Origin of the sequence: Mycolicibacterium sediminis (assembly GCF_010731735.1) — a bacterium.
Taxonomy (GTDB): Bacteria; Actinomycetota; Actinomycetes; order Mycobacteriales; family Mycobacteriaceae; genus Mycobacterium; species Mycobacterium sediminis.
Map to the genome: position 1 here is coordinate 6,217,475 of NZ_AP022588.1, position 14,436 is coordinate 6,231,910.

17 protein-coding genes are annotated in these 14,436 nt (G+C 70.4%); 9 read left to right on the top strand and 8 right to left on the bottom strand.

Translation table 11 applies throughout. From position 1 onward, the window contains the following. Positions 1-49 precede the first annotated feature (49 nt). The gene (locus G6N64_RS29660; protein WP_163801308.1) at positions 50-826 is read left to right on the top strand and encodes a bestrophin-like domain; all 777 of its coding nucleotides are present in this window, start codon (positions 50-52) and stop codon (positions 824-826) included. Here the strand turns inward: G6N64_RS29660 and G6N64_RS29665 are convergent. Together G6N64_RS29665 and G6N64_RS29670 are read right to left on the bottom strand one after the other, a co-directional pair. Further along, a complete protein-coding gene (locus G6N64_RS29665; protein WP_163801309.1) occupies positions 823-2,481 on the bottom strand; it encodes an FAD-dependent oxidoreductase in 1,659 nt (552 codons plus the stop codon). The two genes, G6N64_RS29660 and G6N64_RS29665, sit on opposite strands and share 4 nt — an antisense overlap. Positions 2,482-2,490: 9 nt before the next feature. Further along, on the bottom strand, positions 2,491-3,519 hold the full coding sequence (locus G6N64_RS29670) for an AurF N-oxygenase family protein (protein ID WP_163801310.1): 1,029 nt from the start codon (positions 3,517-3,519) through the stop codon (positions 2,491-2,493). Positions 3,520-3,658: 139 nt separating this feature from the next. Between G6N64_RS29670 and map the strand changes: the two genes are divergently transcribed. The 3 genes from map to sepH all read left to right on the top strand — a co-directional run bounded on the left by map (position 3,659) and on the right by sepH (position 6,506). Then, on the top strand, positions 3,659-4,423 hold the full coding sequence (gene map, locus G6N64_RS29675) for a type I methionyl aminopeptidase (RefSeq protein WP_163801311.1): 765 nt from the start codon (positions 3,659-3,661) through the stop codon (positions 4,421-4,423). Positions 4,424-4,433: 10 nt separating this feature from the next. After that, the gene (gene serC, locus G6N64_RS29680) at positions 4,434-5,546 is read left to right on the top strand and encodes a phosphoserine transaminase (protein ID WP_163801312.1); all 1,113 of its coding nucleotides are present in this window, start codon (positions 4,434-4,436) and stop codon (positions 5,544-5,546) included. Between the two features lie 93 nt (positions 5,547-5,639). Further along, complete coding sequence (gene sepH / locus G6N64_RS29685; protein ID WP_163801313.1) at positions 5,640-6,506, top strand: septation protein SepH; 867 nt, start codon at positions 5,640-5,642, stop codon at positions 6,504-6,506. A 4-nt stretch (positions 6,507-6,510) separates the two neighbouring features. Here sepH and G6N64_RS29690 read toward each other — a convergent pair whose 3' ends face one another. Genes G6N64_RS29690 through G6N64_RS29700 form a run of 3 tightly spaced genes read right to left on the bottom strand, consistent with a single transcriptional unit; the run spans position 6,511 to position 8,089 of the window. Beyond that, entirely contained in the window at positions 6,511-6,786 is a 276-nt protein-coding gene (locus tag G6N64_RS29690; RefSeq protein ID WP_163801314.1) for a DUF2537 domain-containing protein, read from the bottom strand. Then, positions 6,783-7,652, bottom strand: a complete 870-nt coding sequence (locus G6N64_RS29695; RefSeq protein WP_163802215.1) for a TrmH family RNA methyltransferase — start codon at positions 7,650-7,652, stop codon at positions 6,783-6,785. Before G6N64_RS29695 ends, G6N64_RS29690 begins: the two co-directional genes overlap by 4 nt. A gap of 5 nt (positions 7,653-7,657) precedes the next feature. Continuing rightward, positions 7,658-8,089 (bottom strand): Rv0880 family HTH-type transcriptional regulator, encoded by a 432-nt coding sequence (locus tag G6N64_RS29700; RefSeq protein WP_163801315.1) that lies wholly within the window; start codon positions 8,087-8,089, stop codon positions 7,658-7,660. A 74-nt stretch (positions 8,090-8,163) separates the two neighbouring features. On the opposite strand from G6N64_RS29700, the gene G6N64_RS29705 reads away from it, so the two are divergent. Together G6N64_RS29705 and G6N64_RS29710 are read left to right on the top strand one after the other, a co-directional pair. Further along, positions 8,164-8,427, top strand: coding sequence for a DUF2530 domain-containing protein (locus G6N64_RS29705; RefSeq protein WP_163801316.1), 264 nt, complete (start codon positions 8,164-8,166; stop codon positions 8,425-8,427). A gap of 17 nt (positions 8,428-8,444) precedes the next feature. After that, complete coding sequence (locus G6N64_RS29710) at positions 8,445-8,900, top strand: SRPBCC family protein (RefSeq protein WP_163801317.1); 456 nt, start codon at positions 8,445-8,447, stop codon at positions 8,898-8,900. Positions 8,901-8,904: 4 nt separating this feature from the next. On the opposite strand, the gene G6N64_RS29715 is transcribed toward G6N64_RS29710, so the two are convergent. Further along, positions 8,905-9,699, bottom strand: a complete 795-nt coding sequence (locus tag G6N64_RS29715; RefSeq protein ID WP_163802216.1) for a DUF3027 domain-containing protein — start codon at positions 9,697-9,699, stop codon at positions 8,905-8,907. Positions 9,700-9,797: 98 nt separating this feature from the next. On the opposite strand from G6N64_RS29715, the gene G6N64_RS29720 reads away from it, so the two are divergent. Continuing rightward, positions 9,798-11,462 (top strand): MFS transporter, encoded by a 1,665-nt coding sequence (locus G6N64_RS29720; protein ID WP_409370710.1) that lies wholly within the window; start codon positions 9,798-9,800, stop codon positions 11,460-11,462. After that, the gene (locus G6N64_RS29725; RefSeq protein WP_163801318.1) at positions 11,459-11,950 is read left to right on the top strand and encodes a DUF2771 domain-containing protein; all 492 of its coding nucleotides are present in this window, start codon (positions 11,459-11,461) and stop codon (positions 11,948-11,950) included. The genes G6N64_RS29720 and G6N64_RS29725 overlap by 4 nt, the downstream gene beginning before the upstream one ends. 3 nt (positions 11,951-11,953) lie before the next feature. Here G6N64_RS29725 and G6N64_RS29730 read toward each other — a convergent pair whose 3' ends face one another. Next, positions 11,954-12,958 (bottom strand): glutathione S-transferase family protein, encoded by a 1,005-nt coding sequence (locus tag G6N64_RS29730; RefSeq protein WP_163801319.1) that lies wholly within the window; start codon positions 12,956-12,958, stop codon positions 11,954-11,956. Positions 12,959-13,058: 100 nt separating this feature from the next. Between G6N64_RS29730 and G6N64_RS29735 the strand changes: the two genes are divergently transcribed. Further along, positions 13,059-13,955, top strand: coding sequence for an endonuclease domain-containing protein (locus tag G6N64_RS29735; RefSeq protein ID WP_409370711.1), 897 nt, complete (start codon positions 13,059-13,061; stop codon positions 13,953-13,955). Positions 13,956-13,997: 42 nt separating this feature from the next. On the opposite strand, the gene G6N64_RS29740 is transcribed toward G6N64_RS29735, so the two are convergent. Further along, a complete protein-coding gene (locus tag G6N64_RS29740; RefSeq protein WP_163802219.1) occupies positions 13,998-14,408 on the bottom strand; it encodes a cold-shock protein in 411 nt (136 codons plus the stop codon). Between the last annotated feature and the right edge of the window lie 28 nt (positions 14,409-14,436).

Below are 14,436 nucleotides of genomic sequence, written 5' to 3' on the forward strand. Positions count from 1 at the left end.
GCGGTGCGTTCGCCCACCGAGTGGTGCATCGCCGCGGTGTAATGGCCGGATGATCTGGCTGCTGCAGATTCCGCCGCCGATACTCGGCTGCCTCTGGGTGGGCGTCATCGTCGGGATCTCGGTGGGCGGTCTGCTCGTGTTCCGACGGGTGGTGTCGCACACCAGGCTGGAATCCGCGAACGCCGTGTCCGGCACGGTGTTCCAGCTCGCCGGGGTGCTGTACGCCGTGCTGGTCGCGTTCGTCGTGGTGGTGGTGTGGGAGCAGTTCGGCGACGCGGAGGACGCGAGCGGCAAGGAGGCGGCGGCCATCGCCGATCTGCTCCGCGACTCGGTGGCGCTACCGGCGGAGTCGCGCAACCAGATCCAGGGCAGCCTGATCGCCTACACCCGCAACGTCATCGACGAGGAGTTCCCGCGCATGCGCCGCGGCGAGACGATCTGGGACCAGTCCGACGAACTCGCCGCCGTGTGGGACTCCTACCTCGCCGTCCAGCCGGAGACCCGCAACGAGATCGCCTTCTTCGACCACGCGATCATCCGGCTCAACGACCTGGGCGCCGAACGCAAGATGCGGGTCTCGACCAGCGAGGCATCGGTCCCGGGCGAACTGTGGGTGCTGCTGATCGGCGGCGGCGGCGTGGTGATGGCGTTCACGTTCCTGTTCGGTACCCGCGACCTGATCGTCCACGCGATCGCCGTCGGCCTGACCGCGGCCCTGCTGGCGTTCGTGCTGTACCTGATCTTCGCGCTCGAACACCCCTATGTCGGGGCGCTGTCCGTGCAACCCACCGCCTACCAGAACGTGCTGCACGACTGGGCGGACTAGCGGAGCAACCCGCTGAGCAACCGCTGGTGCAGCGGTGCCCGGGGCGCCGTGGCGGCCGCCTCCAGCATCTCGTCGACCACGGTGAACTTGGCGCGCGGCCGCTCGGTACCGCCGCGGGCGACCTCCGCGGAGTCGATGGCCCGCCAGCCGGCGACGTCGACGAGTGCCGGTTGGCGTCGTCGCACCAGCCGGTCGAGCTCGCCGGACCTCGCCGTCGGTCCGGGCAGAACGCCGGCGTTGAAGTCGGCGACCAACTCCCGGACCGTCTGCGCCGCACAGGACTTGTTGGTGCCGATGAACCCCGTCGGCCCGCGCTTGATCCACCCTGCGACGTAGGTCCCGGGCGCACCGGTGACGCGGCCGTCGTCGTTGGGCACGGTGCCGGTCGTCTCGTCGAACGGGAGATCCCGAATCGGCGTGCCGCGGTATCCGATCGACGTCAGCACCAGCCCGGCCGGCAACGTCCGCACCTCGTCCGTACCGGTCACCGTGAAGGCCATGCCCTCGACGCGCTCCCGACCGAGCAGTCGCTGGGGCGTCAGGCGGTAGGCCAACCGGATGCGGGGCCGGTCGCTCGGGGCCGCCGCGTCGCCGAGCTTCGCGAGGATCTCCAGCTTGCCCTTGACGAGCGGGTCGGAGGCCTCGGCGAGGTCCTCCCGGACCAGCTCGTGGTCGGCAGCGTCGAGCACCACCTCGTGGGTGGCGGTCAACCCGATGAGTTCGGGCAGCGTGAACGCCGAGTCGGCAGGACGGCGTCGGGCGACGATGACCACCTCGCGCACCGCCGAGCCGCGCAGCACAGTCAGCGCGTGGTCCGCGATGTCGGTTCCCGCCAGCGCGTCGGGATCGGTGGTCAGGATGCGCGCGACGTCGAGGGCCACGTTGCCGTTGCCGACGACGACCACGCGCTCGTGACTCAGGTCGACCGGCAGCGAGGCCTGGTCGGGGTGGCCGTTGAACCAGGCGACGAACTCGGTGGCGGTGCCACTGCCCGCCATCCCCATGCCCTCGACGTCGAGCCGACGGTCCGTGGATGCTCCGACGGCGTAGAGCACGGCGTGGTGGTGGGTCAGCAGGTCGGCGTGGCTCACGTGGTTGCCGACCTCGACGTTGAGGTAGAACCCGAAGCCCCGCTCGCTGGTGATCTTGTCGAACAGCGAGGTGACGCGCTTGGTGGTCTGGTGGTCGGGGGCCACGCCGGCGCGGACCAGCCCGTACGGCGTCGGCAACTTCTCGAACACGTTGACCTCGACGCCCCGCTGCGTCAGCAGTTCGTCGGCCGCGTACATCGCGGCGGGCCCCGAGCCCACGATCGCCACCCGCAGCGGTCCGTCGCCACGCTCGATCCTGGGCGCCTCGAGCACCGGCGCCAGCTTCGACGTCGGCGGCAGCTTGCCCTCCCGCTTGGGATAGAACGCCGCGTTCAACTCGACGAACGGCAGCTGCTTGGGCTCCAGCCGGGTGTCGGGCGAGATCGCCCCCACGGGGCAGGCCGACACGCACGCGCCGCAGTCCACGCACGCCACCGGATCGATGAACAGCATCTCCGCGGTCGCGAAACCGGGCTCGTCGGGCGACGGATGGATGCAGTTGACGGGGCAGGCGTAGACGCACGACCCGTCACTGCAACACGACTGGGTGATCACGTGTGGCATCGCAGGCCCCTACGCGACGGCGACGACGTGCTGGCGTTGCGGCTCGCTGCGGTAGCGGCTCGCCTGTCCGTCGATCTTGCAGATGCGCCAGATCAGCTTGGCGAGCGGGTTCATGAGCCCGGTCTCGTGGCACAGCATGCGGACGTCACCGAAGGTGTCGCGCAGGAACTGGCGGCCCTGCGGCCGGTCGAAGAAGATCTCCTTCTTCACGGACTTCGGGATGTCGAACTCCTCCCAGAAGGCCTTCGGCGGCACGACGATCGCCTGGCACAGCACGCGCATGATGATCGGGACGTGCAGCGACAGCACGAAGCGCTTGAAGCGACCCGTGCTCGTCACCCGCTTGTGCAGGTACTCGTGGGCGAATGAGATGTGGCGGGCCTCCTCGGCCACGTGGATGGCCATGACGCGCTCCATGATCGGGTGCAGCGCCTTGCCCTCGCGCAGGACGTTCTTCTGGATGTGGTCGATGGGCTCCTCGCCGGCGAGGACGCCGAAGAAGAACACGATCGGCAGCGGACCCGCGGCCAGCGGGATGAGCTGCGACAGCCACTTCAGCATGCGGGGCATGCCGGGCACGTCGATGCCGATGCGGTTGACCATCTCCTGGAACATCAGGGTGTGGTTGCACTCCTCGACCGACTCGTGGAGGCAGTAGCGGTACTCGGGGGAGCCGTTGGGCACCCAGAACGCGTAGTTCATCAGCCCGCGGATCAGGATCGACTCGAAGTGCAGACCCACCTTCGCGACGTTGGCCTGGCGCCACATGCCGATCTCGATCTGGCGCTCCCGGCTCTGCGCCTGGTACCACGGGTGCATGCCGAACGGGTCGGTGGACGGGAGGATCCAGCGCTCGTCGTTCGGGGTCACCGCGAACTCGGGCGAGTCCCAGTCGATGTCGCCGTACGGGTTGAAGTTGCGTCGCACGGAGCCCGCGGAGAGCGTCTCCAGCTTGTTCACGTACTCGGTATCGTCGACGACGTCCATGTTCTTGCGCCAACGCCGGATGACGCGGGTCCTAGCAGTCTTGACAGCCATTTGATGCCTCCCGTGAGGTTTACATTTGTCGGCTTGCTGTCTAAGTACGGTACCCGTGGTCCCAGTAATTGAACAGGGCATTCCGGGCGATGTGCCCCAGCCGCGTTATCCACGTCACATGTGAAGCAGGTCACACTCCATGGTCCAACTGAAGACCGAGGCCGAGATCGAGAAGATGGCCGCGGCGGGCGCCGTCGTCGCCGAGGCGCTACGCGCGATCGTCGCCCATGCCACCCCCGGCAGGACCACCCGCGATCTCGACGCCGTGGCCGCCGACGTCCTCGCCAGCCACCGCGCGACGTCGCCGTTCCTGAACTACCACCCGCGATGGTCGCCGACGCCGTTCCCCGCGGTGCTGTGCACGAGCGTCAACGACGCCGTCGTCCACGGCATCCCCACCGACGAGGTGCTCGCCGACGGCGACCTGGTGTCGGTCGACTTCGGCGCCGTCCTCGACGGGTGGTGCGGTGACGCCGCCCGCAGCTTCGTGATCGGCACGCCGCGGCCCGACGACGCCGACCTCATCGCCGCCACCGAAGCCGCGCTGGCCGCGGGCATCGCCGCCGCCCGGCCCGGCAACACCCTGGGTGACCTCGGCGCCGCCATCGCGGCGGTGGCGCGCGGCGCCGGCTACGGCATGCTCGCCGACCACGGCGGTCACGGCATCGGCCACACCATGCACGAGGATCCGCACGTCCCCAACGAAGGTCGCGCCGGCAAGGGCATGACGCTGCGCGCCGGGTTGGTGATCGCCATCGAGCCGATGCTCATCGCCGACGGCACCGACGACTACGCCCACGACGCCGACGGCTGGACGCTGCGCACCGCGACGGGTGCCCGCGCCGCGCACAGCGAGCACACCGTGGCCGTCACCGCCGACGGGCCACGCATCCTGACGCTCTAAGCTCGTGGCCATGTCCGACGCCGATCTGACCATCCCCGCCGACCTCAAGCCCGCCGACGGACGGTTCGGCTGCGGGCCCTCCAAGGTCCGTCCCGAGCAGTTGCAGGCGCTCGCCGCGGCCGGTGACCTGTTCGGCACGTCGCACCGCCAGGCGCCGGTGAAGAACCTGGTCGGACGCGTGCGCGACGGTGTCCGCCAGCTGTTCACGGTGCCCGACGGCTACGAGGTCATCCTCGGCAACGGCGGCTCGACGGCGTTCTGGGACGCGGCGGCCTTCGGACTCGTCGACAAGCGCTCGCTGCACCTCACTTTCGGCGAGTTCAGCGCGAAGTTCGCCTCGGCGGTCAAGGCCAACCCGTTCGTCGGCGAGCCGATCGTGATCAAGGCCGACGCGGGCAGCGCCCCGAAGCCGCAGTCCGACCCGGACGTCGACGTCGTCGCCTGGGCCCACAACGAGACCTCCACCGGCGTCGCGGTTCCCGTCGAGCGGCCCGACGGCGACGCCCTGGTCCTCATCGACGCCACGTCGGCCGCGGGCGGGTTGCCCGTCGACATCACCGACGCCGACGCCTACTACTTCGCCCCGCAGAAGAACTTCGCCTCCGACGGTGGCCTGTGGTTCGCGGTCATGAGCCCGGCCGCGCTGGCGCGCGTCGAGGCGATCGCGTCGTCCGGACGGTGGGTGCCGGACTTCCTCTCGCTGCCGATCGCGATCGACAACAGCCTGAAGAACCAGACGTACAACACGCCGGCGATCGGCACGCTGATCCTGATGGCCGAACAGCTCGACTGGCTCAACGGCAACGGCGGCCTGGACTGGGCGGTGTCCCGGACGGCCGACTCGTCTCGGCGGCTGTACTCCTGGGCCGAGGCGTCGGAGTTCGCGACGCCCTTCGTCACCGACCCCGCACTGCGCTCGCAGGTCGTCGGGACCGTCGACTTCGCCGACTCGGTGGACGCCGCGGCCGTGGCCAAGGTGCTCCGGGCCAACGGCATCGTCGACACCGAGCCCTACCGCAAGCTGGGTCGCAACCAGCTGCGGGTCGCGATGTTCCCGGCCGTCGACCCCGAGGACGTCAGCGCGCTGACCGCCTGCGTCGACTGGGTCGTCGAACACCTCTGACCTCGTGCGTAACAGTGCCCGGGGCCCGCGTGTCGAGCCTGGTCACGACTCGGTAACGCAGTAGGGTGACGCCTTAGCCCCAAGGAGGTTGATATGCGCGAACTCAACGTCGTCGGCTTGGACGTCGACGGTAAGAGCGTCATCTGCGAATCGGCCGACTCGGGTGAGAAGTTCCTCCTGATCCCCGACGGCCGACTGCACGCAGCCCTGCGCGGCGACCGGGTGGGCTCCAGCAAACCCAAGGTCGAGGTCGACATGTCGAACACGCTGCGTCCCAAGGACATTCAATCCCGCATTCGCGCCGGGGCCTCCGTCGAGCAGGTCGCCGAGGCGGCCGGGGTCGACATCGCCCGGGTGGAGCGCTTCGCCCATCCCGTGCTGCTCGAGCGCTCCCGCGCCGCCGAACTCGCCACCGCCGCCCACCCCGTGCTCGCCGACGGGCCGACGGTCATGACGCTGCTCGAGACGGTGACGACGTCGCTGATCGGACGCGGCCTCGATCCCGACGCCACCGAGTGGGACGCCTGGCGCAACGAGGACGGCCGCTGGACGGTGCAGCTCGCCTGGAAGGCCGGCCGCTCCGACAACGTCGCCCACTTCCGCTTCAGCCCCGGATCGCACGGCGGCACGGTCACCGCGTTCGACGACGCCGCCTCCGAACTCGTCGATCCGGACTTCCAGCGGCCGCCGCTGCGTTCGGTGGCACTGCGCGCCGATGCTGCTCCCGCACCGAAGACCACCGCGGAGCGCCCCGCCGACGAGGTGGCCGACTACGCGGACGACTTCGACGACGACTCGGTGGCCGAGCCGCAGCTCCCGCTGACGCCGCCCATCCCCGAACCTAGCCGCGAGTCCGCCCCCGAATCGACGCAGAAGACCGCCCGGACGCGTCGCCGCAAGCCCGAGGTACCCGCCTGGGAGGACGTCCTGCTGGGCGTCCGCTCCGGCACTCAGCCCTGAGTCGTCAGGCGCCTGCCGCCAGTCCGAGCAGCACCAGCCAACCGATCGCCACCCCGGCGCCGCTGCCCAGCACGAACCACCGCCACACCGGCCGGGACCGCCAGCCCCACACCGTCGGCGCCAGACCGCCCACCGCGACGACGTTGAGCCCCACCGCGAGCAGCGGGTGCACCCGCACCAGACCGAGACTCAGCACGACGATGGCCGCGCCGGTCACCGCCGCCACGAACCCGGCGACCGTCAACCCCGTGCCCCAGGGCGTCACGTCCTCGTCAGTCACCGGTCAGATCCCCCGCTCGCTTCGCTGGAGCCGCGCTCGTGCGGAGTGCCCGCCGAGTCGACCCTAACCCGCTCGTAGAACGCCAGCGCCGCAGCCGTCGCGACGTTCAGCGAGTCCGTACCGCGCGACATCGGGATCCGGACGCGCTCGTCGCTGCTGCGCATCGTGTGCTCGCTCAGCCCCGGCCCCTCGGCCCCGACGAGGAACGCGACCCGTGCGCCCGACAGCTCGTCCATCGCCTCGGCGAGCGTGCGGGCGGCCGGGTTCGGCGTCATCGCCAGCACACGGAAGCCGTTGTCCCGCATCGTGTTCAGATCGGCGGGCCATGCCGCCGACCACGCGTAGGGCACCAGCAGCGCATGGCCCATCGAGACGCGGACCGCCCGCCGGTACAGCGGGTCCGCGCAGCCGGTGCCGAACACCACGGCGTCGACGCCCAACCCGGCGGCGTTGCGGAACACCGAGCCCAGGTTCTCGTGATCGTTGACGCCCTCGAGCACCGCCACGGTGCGGGCATCGGCCATGACCTCGTCGAGCGTCAGTTCGCGGGGCCGCGGCGCGGCGGCCAGCACGCCGCGGTTGAGGTGGAACCCGATCACCTCGGCCATCACCTCCGCGCTGGCCCGGAAGTACGGCGCGGTGGTGGCGGGAAGGTCGTCGGCCAGTTCGCGCAGTCGGCGGTCGGTGCCGAGGAGCGCCCGCGCGTGGAACCGCGACGCGAGCATGCGCTGCACCACCAGCACTCCCTCGGCGATCACCAGGCCCTTGCCGGTCGGCAGGTCGGGCCGCCGGTCGATGCTGTTGAGGTCGCGGAAGTCGTCCAACCGAGGGTCGGCGGGGTCGTCGACGTCCACGACGTTGGGCAGGCCGGTCACCCGGCGTCGTCGACGATGGCCATCATGAGATCGGCTGCCTCGAGCAGACAGTCACGCTGCTCCTGGGTCAGCTCGGCGAGCCGCTGCTGCAACCACTCCCGGCTGGCACGCCGCTCCGCCTCGATGAGTTCGGCGCCTGCGCGCGACACCGCCACCAGGACCTGACGACCGTCGTCGGGGTGTGCCGAGCGGTCCACGAAGCCCAGGTCGACGAGCGAGGCGATCACCCGGGTCATCGACGGCGGCCGCACCCGCTCCCGCACCGCCAGTGCGCCCGGCGTCAGCGGACCCTCCTTGGCGAGGGTGGCCAGCGCCGACAGCTGGGACAGCGACACCGGGGAGTCGGGCCGCCGGAATCGCAGCTGCCGCGCCAAACGGACCGTGGCCAGGGACAAGTCGCTGGCCAGCCGCGCGTCGGCGTCGCTCACGAGGACCCACAGTACCGACAGCGGGTCCTCAGCGGCCGCAGCGACGCCCGCTCCATCGGCTAGGTTTGTCCGCGATGGCCGCTACCGAACCCGTCGACGACGCACCTCAGCCGCCGCCGCTGCCCGCGTCCCTGCTGCGGCAGTGGCCGGTGATCGGCACCATCGCGGCGGGCTGGCTCGTGGCGGTCGTGCTGGCCTTCGCGGTGCCCGCGCTGCACGACTGGCGACCGATCACCGTCGCGGGCCTGGGCGTCGGAGTCCTCGGCACGTCCATCTTCCTGTGGCAGCGTGCCGCGGTGCGTCGTGGCTCCCGCGGCGCACAGACCGGACTGACCTGAATTCACCTGGAGGAACCGTGGCCGACCCATTGCTTCAAGCCGAGATCGACATCGCGGCACCGCCGGAGAAGGTATGGGAGCTGGTGTCCGACCTGAGGCTGATGCCGAAGTGGAGCCCGCAGTGTCGGCTGATGAAGGTGTTCGGTCCGCTGCGGGCGGGCGCCAAGACCGTCAACGTGAACCGGCGCGGACTGATGTTCTGGCCGACGACGAGTCAGATCACCGAGTTCATCCCCGGCGAGAAGCTCGCGTTCCGCGTCAACGAGAACAACACCGTGTGGAGCTACGAGCTGGAGCCGACGGCGACCGGCACCCGGCTCGTCGAGAGCAGGCACGCGGAGAACGGCGTCAAGCCCATCTCGACCGTCCTGGTGAACGCCGTCATGGGCGGCGTCCCGAGCTTCGAACGCGAGCTGGTGCAGGGCATGAACGACTCGCTCGCGCGCATCAAGGCCGCCGCCGAGGGCCGCTGACCCGTCAGGACTCGGTGCGGTCGATCACGCCGTCGTCGTACGGATCGAACATCGGCGACCCGATCCGCGCGGGCTCGGGCGTGTCCGAGTGCGCGCCGCAGCCGTAGTCGAGCGCGACGACGTGGCCGTCGGCCGACATCTCGTTGCCGCACACCCCGAACAGCCGGCCGAGCGAGCCCGACAGCGGCAGGTAGAAGCCACAGTCGCGGCAGACCCGCCGGGTGGAGCGCGCCATCGGCGAATTCGGGCCGTACTCGCCCTCGTACCACCGCTGCGCGGCGTCGGTGCGACCCAGGTCGCCGAGGACCTGCTTGCGTCCGAAGCCGACCTCGGCGGCCAACTCGTCGAGTTCCTCGTCGCCCGAGGACAGGAAGCCGGGCACCAGGCGCGGGTCGTTGGTGGCCGGGGCCAGCAGATCGCCGGGCCCGAGGTCGCCGGGCTGCACCCGCTCGTTCCAGGGCACCCACGCGGGCGCCAGCAGCGCCGTCGGACCGGGGACCAGCACGACCTCGCTGACCGTCGCGCGCTCGGCACCCGGGTACGCCGCCACCACGACCGCCCACTGCCAGCCCTGGTAGCCCGGCATCACGGCCAGGAACCGGTGCGTGGCGGCGAAGGGATCGTCGAGGCTGGCACCCAGGTACTCGCCGACCTGAGCGTCGTCGTCGTCACTGCCCTCGACGATCGCGTCGCGGGCGAGGTCGACGGCGTCCACCAGGATCGCCGTCAACTCGGGCGACGCCGTCGCGGCATCGGCCTCCGGCGTCGGAGCGGCGTCCTGTTCTGCGGGTTCGATCATGCTGTCCATCGCATTCGATTCTGCCTGACACCAGCTGGGCAAAGCCACACCGGCTGCCCTGCGGGCGGCCGTCAGCCCGATGGGGAACAATCGAGGACGTGAGCGGACCACGTCGCGACCCCGGCTCGGCCGGGGACCCACGGGACCCGCACTACCACCCGCCGCGCCCGCCCGCGGACTCCGAGCACCCCGGCATGGCCAACTACCCCAGCGACGATTCGCTCCGCCGTCGCCGTCGACACAATCCGTCGGCGCCGAGCGCGAACCGCTGGCTGCCGCCCCTCGACGACGAGGAGGGCGCACCGCGGTCGGGGTCGGCGTCCGGCGTCGGACAGCAGGCCGGCGAGCGCGTCACCGTCACCCGGGCCGCCGCGCAGCGCAGCCGCGAGATGGGTTCGCGGATGTACGGCCTGTTCCACCGCGCGGCGACGGCCGACGGCGCGGACAAGTCCGGCCTCACAGCGCTGACCTATCCGGTGATGGCCAACTTCGCGGCCGACTCCGCGATGGCCGTCGCACTCGCCAACACCCTGTTCTTCGCGGCCGCGTCCGGCGAGAGCAAGGGCAAGGTTGCGCTCTACCTCCTGATCACCATCGCGCCGTTCGCCGTCATCGCCCCCCTGATCGGACCGGCGCTGGACCGGCTGCAGCACGGCCGACGGGTGGCACTCGCCATGTCGTTCGGCCTGCGGACCGTGCTGGCCGTGGTGCTGATCGCGAACTACGACGGCGCCAGCGGCAGCTTCCCGTCGTGGGTGCTGTACCCGTGCGCGCTGGGGGCGATGGTGCTGTCGAAGTCGTTCAGCGTGCTCCGCAGCGCCATGACGCCGCGCGTGCTCCCGCCGAGCATCGACCTCGTCCGGGTGAACTCCCGCCTCACCGTGTTCGGCCTGCTGGGCGGCACCATCCTCGGCGGCGCAATCGCCGCCGGGGTCGAGTTCTCGTTCAACGTGTTCCACCTCCCCGGCGCGCTCTACGTGATGGCCGTCGTGACGGTCGCCGGCGCCGTGCTCGCGATGCGGATCCCCAAGTGGGTCGAGGTGACCGAGGGCGAGGTGCCCACCACGCTGACCTATCACGGCCCCACCCAGAAGCCGGACCGGCCGACCACCAAGCGCGCACGGCAGCCGATGGGCCGCAACATCATCACCTCGCTGTGGGGCAACAGCACCATCAAGGTGATGGTCGGCTTCCTGTTCCTCTACCCCGCGTTCGTCGCCAAGTCGCACGACGCGAGCGGGTGGGAGCAGCTGCGCATCCTCGGCCTGATCGGCGCCGCCGCGGCGATCGGAAACTTCACCGGCAACTTCGCCAGCGCCCGGCTCAAACTCGGCCACCCCGCCCAGCTCGTGGTGCGCGCGACCATCGCGGTCACCGCCGTCGCCGTCGTCACCGCGGTGACCGGCAATCTGCTGGTGGCCGCGTTCGCGACGCTCGTCACCTCGGGCGCGAGCGCGGTCGCCAAGGCGTCGCTGGACGCCTCGCTGCAGGACGACCTGCCCGAGGAGTCCCGCGCGTCGGCGTTCGGCCGGTCGGAGTCGCTGCTGCAACTCGGCTGGGTGGCGGGCGGCGCCACCGGCGTGCTGGTGTACACCGACCTGTGGGTCGGATTCACCGCGATCAGCGCGGTGCTCATCCTCGGCCTGGCGCAGACGCTCGTCAGCTACGGCGGGGACTCACTGATCCCGGGCTTCGGCGGCAACAGGCCGGTGTTCGCGAAGAAGGAAGGCGGCATGTCGAAGGCATCTGCGGTACCCCGATGAGGAAGGTCGTCGCGATGCTCGTCGCGGTCGCCGTGCTGTCGACGGCGGCCACCGCGCTGCTTGTCTGGCAGCTGGTCCGCACCGGGCACGTCTCACCGCATCCGGAGATCAGCGCGTACACCCGCGGGCAACTGGTCCGCGTCGAGCCCTACCGGTTCTGCGACGTCTACGACATCACCAAGTGCGACGGCACCGGCGTCAGCGCCCAACTGCGGGTGGCGCCCCGCGACCAGATCCAGCTGTCCCTGCCCGAGGGCATCGCGAAGGCGCCGTGGGTGCTGCTGCGTTCCTACGAGGACGGCGGGCCCGAGCAGGTCGAGGAGTTCCGGCCGGGCAGCCGCGTCGCCGTCACCATCCCGCCGGTCGACCCGCAGCGCGGGAAGCTCACCGGTTTCGCGGTGATGCTGCCGACCCTGGTGCGCGACGAGGAGGGCAACGAGTTCCCCTGGCCGCACGCCGAATGGTCGGTCAGCACCGTGTGGGCCTAGCGCCTACCCCGCGCCGTGTCCCTCGGGCACCCGCTCACCCTCGCGCGTCGGTCCCGGCGGTGTGCCGTCGCCGAAGGGCCTGCCGCCCAACGCTTCCCGGCCGTGTGAGGTGAGCCAGTTCGACAGGTCCGGGCCCTTGGGGACGACGCCGGTGGGGTTGATGTCGGTGTGCACCTCGTAGTAATGGTGCTTGATCTGTTCGAAGTCGGTGGTGTCGCCGAACCCGGGCGTCTGGAACAGATCCCGGGCGTACGCCCACAGCACCGGCATCTCGGCGAGCTTCGAGCGGTTGCACTTGAAGTGGCCGTGGTAGACGGGATCGAAGCGGGCCAGCGTGGTGAAGAGCCGGACGTCGGCCTCGGTGATCGTGTCCCCCCCCAGGTAGCGCCGGTCGGACAACCGCTCGGAGAGCCAGTCGAGCGCGGTGAACAGGCGGTCGTAGGCCTTGTCGTAGGCGCCCTGCGAACCGGCGAACCCGCAGCGGTACACCCCGTTGTTGACCTCGGTGTAGATGCGCTTGGCCACCTCGTCGATCTCGTCGCGATGCTCCTCGGGGTAGAGCTGCGGAGCGCCGTCGCGGTGGAACTCGGTCCACTCCGTCGACATGTCGAGCGTCATCTGGGCGAAGTCGTTGGTGACGACCGCGCCGGTCGGCACGTCGACGAACGCGGGCACCGTGATGCCCTTCGGGTAATCGGGATCGCGCCGGAAGTACGCGTCCTGCAGGCGCGGGATCTTCAGCACCGGGTCGACGCCGCCCGGATCCAGGTCGAACGTCCAGCTGCGCTCGTCGTGCGTCGGGCCGCAGAAGCCGATGGAGAAGGCGTCCTCGAGCCCGAGCAAGCGGCGCACGATGATCGCCCGGTTGGCCCACGGGCAGGCGCGCGCGACGACCAGCCGGTAGCGACCGGGCTCGACGGGATACCCGTCGCGGCCGTCCCTGGTGATGCGGGTGGTTATGTAGTCGGTGTCGCGGTCGAACTCGCCCTTGGGGTTCACGTAGCTCACGCCACCAGTGTTCCCCGCCGAGCGTCGACTTATCGCCGAAGATCCTTCCTTCCGGCGACGAAAACTCGACGTTCGCCGGCGGATGGAACCAACGGGGCCCGTGCGCAGTCCAATGATCGTGCGCGTACTCCGCTGGCCCTTCGTCGGAACCGAGGCGGTCGCAGCCGGTTTGGTGACCAACCACGGCCTCCGCACGGCCTACGTCGCCATGCACCGGAACGTGTACGTGCCGCGGGACGCCCGCCCCGATGCCGTCGACAAGGCCGTCGCGGCGTGGCTGTGGTCCCGGCGTGACGCAACGGTCGCCGGGATGTCGGCGGCTGCGCTGCACGGTGCGCGATGGATCGACGCGGACCTCCCCGCCGAGCTGAACCGCCGAGGGCGCGACAAGGTCGCCGGCATCGTCCTGCACAGCGACGTCCTGGCCGAAGACGAGGTCTGCGATCTTCGCGGGATGCCCGTCACCACGCCTGCCCGCACCGCATTCGACATCGGCCGGGTGTCGAGCCTCGAAAATGCGGTGGTCAGGCTGGACGCGCTCCGCAATGCCACCGGAGTGAGCGCCGCGGCGGTCGCGTCGCTCACCGATCGACATGGCGGGGCGCGCGGCAGCGTGCAGCTTCGGCGAGCGCTCGAGCTGAGTGACGACGGCGCCGAGTCGCCGCAGGAGACGCGGACCCGGCTGCTCCTGGTGAACGCCGGGCTACCGCGGCCCGAGACGCAGATCGACGTCCGCGACGTGCGCGGTCGCTTCGTCGCCCGCCTGGACATGGGCTGGCCGGACGCGTCGGTGGCCGTCGAGTTCGACGGCGCCCAGCACTGGACCGATGCCCGTCAGCGCAGCAGGGACATCGACCGGATCGCCGAACTCGAGGCACTCGACTGGCTCGTCGTCCGGGTGAGCGGCGAGCTGCTGCGGCACCGACCGGCCGTCATTCTCCGGCGCGTACGAGTTGCACTGCGCGAACGTGGAGTTCTCGTCGCCAATACCGCCTGATGGCGACGGAAAGTCGACGCTCGCGGGCAAGTACCAGAGGAGCTACGCGTCCAACTCCTGCGCGACGGCCTTGACCACCTCGGACACCCGCCGCGCGATCTTGCGGTCGGGGTAGCGACCCTTGCGCAGTTCAGGCTGCACCGCACCCTCGAGGAGGGTGATCATGTCCTCGACCATGCCGTGCAGCTCGTCGGGGGTGTGCTTGTGCTCGGGCCGCTCGGCCTCGCGACGGGTCTTGGCGAGGCTCGGCGGCGGCTCGATGACCTTCAGACTCAGCGCCTGGGGGCCGCGACGGCCCGCGGCGATGCCGAACTCGACCTTCTGGCCGGCCTTCAGTTCCGCGACGCCAGAGGGGAGGGCCGACGAGCCGACGTAGACGTCCTCGCCTTCCTCCTGGGACACGAACCCGAAGCCCTTCTCGGCGCTGTACCACTTCACCTTGCCGGTAGGCACTGGTCTCACCCGCTCGTCATATCGCTGG

Coding starts and splice junctions, on each gene's coding strand:
- G6N64_RS29665 (WP_163801309.1), bottom strand. CDS start 2,481: ATGCCACACGTGATCACCCAGTCGTGTTGCAGTGACGGGTCGTGCGTC.
- serC (WP_163801312.1), top strand. CDS start 4,434: ATGTCCGACGCCGATCTGACCATCCCCGCCGACCTCAAGCCCGCCGAC.
- G6N64_RS29670 (WP_163801310.1), bottom strand. CDS start 3,519: ATGGCTGTCAAGACTGCTAGGACCCGCGTCATCCGGCGTTGGCGCAAG.
- sepH (WP_163801313.1), top strand. CDS start 5,640: ATGCGCGAACTCAACGTCGTCGGCTTGGACGTCGACGGTAAGAGCGTC.
- G6N64_RS29725 (WP_163801318.1), top strand. CDS start 11,459: ATGAGGAAGGTCGTCGCGATGCTCGTCGCGGTCGCCGTGCTGTCGACG.
- G6N64_RS29660 (WP_163801308.1), top strand. CDS start 50: ATGATCTGGCTGCTGCAGATTCCGCCGCCGATACTCGGCTGCCTCTGG.
- map (WP_163801311.1), top strand. CDS start 3,659: ATGGTCCAACTGAAGACCGAGGCCGAGATCGAGAAGATGGCCGCGGCG.
- G6N64_RS29715 (WP_163802216.1), bottom strand. CDS start 9,699: ATGATCGAACCCGCAGAACAGGACGCCGCTCCGACGCCGGAGGCCGAT.
- G6N64_RS29705 (WP_163801316.1), top strand. CDS start 8,164: ATGGCCGCTACCGAACCCGTCGACGACGCACCTCAGCCGCCGCCGCTG.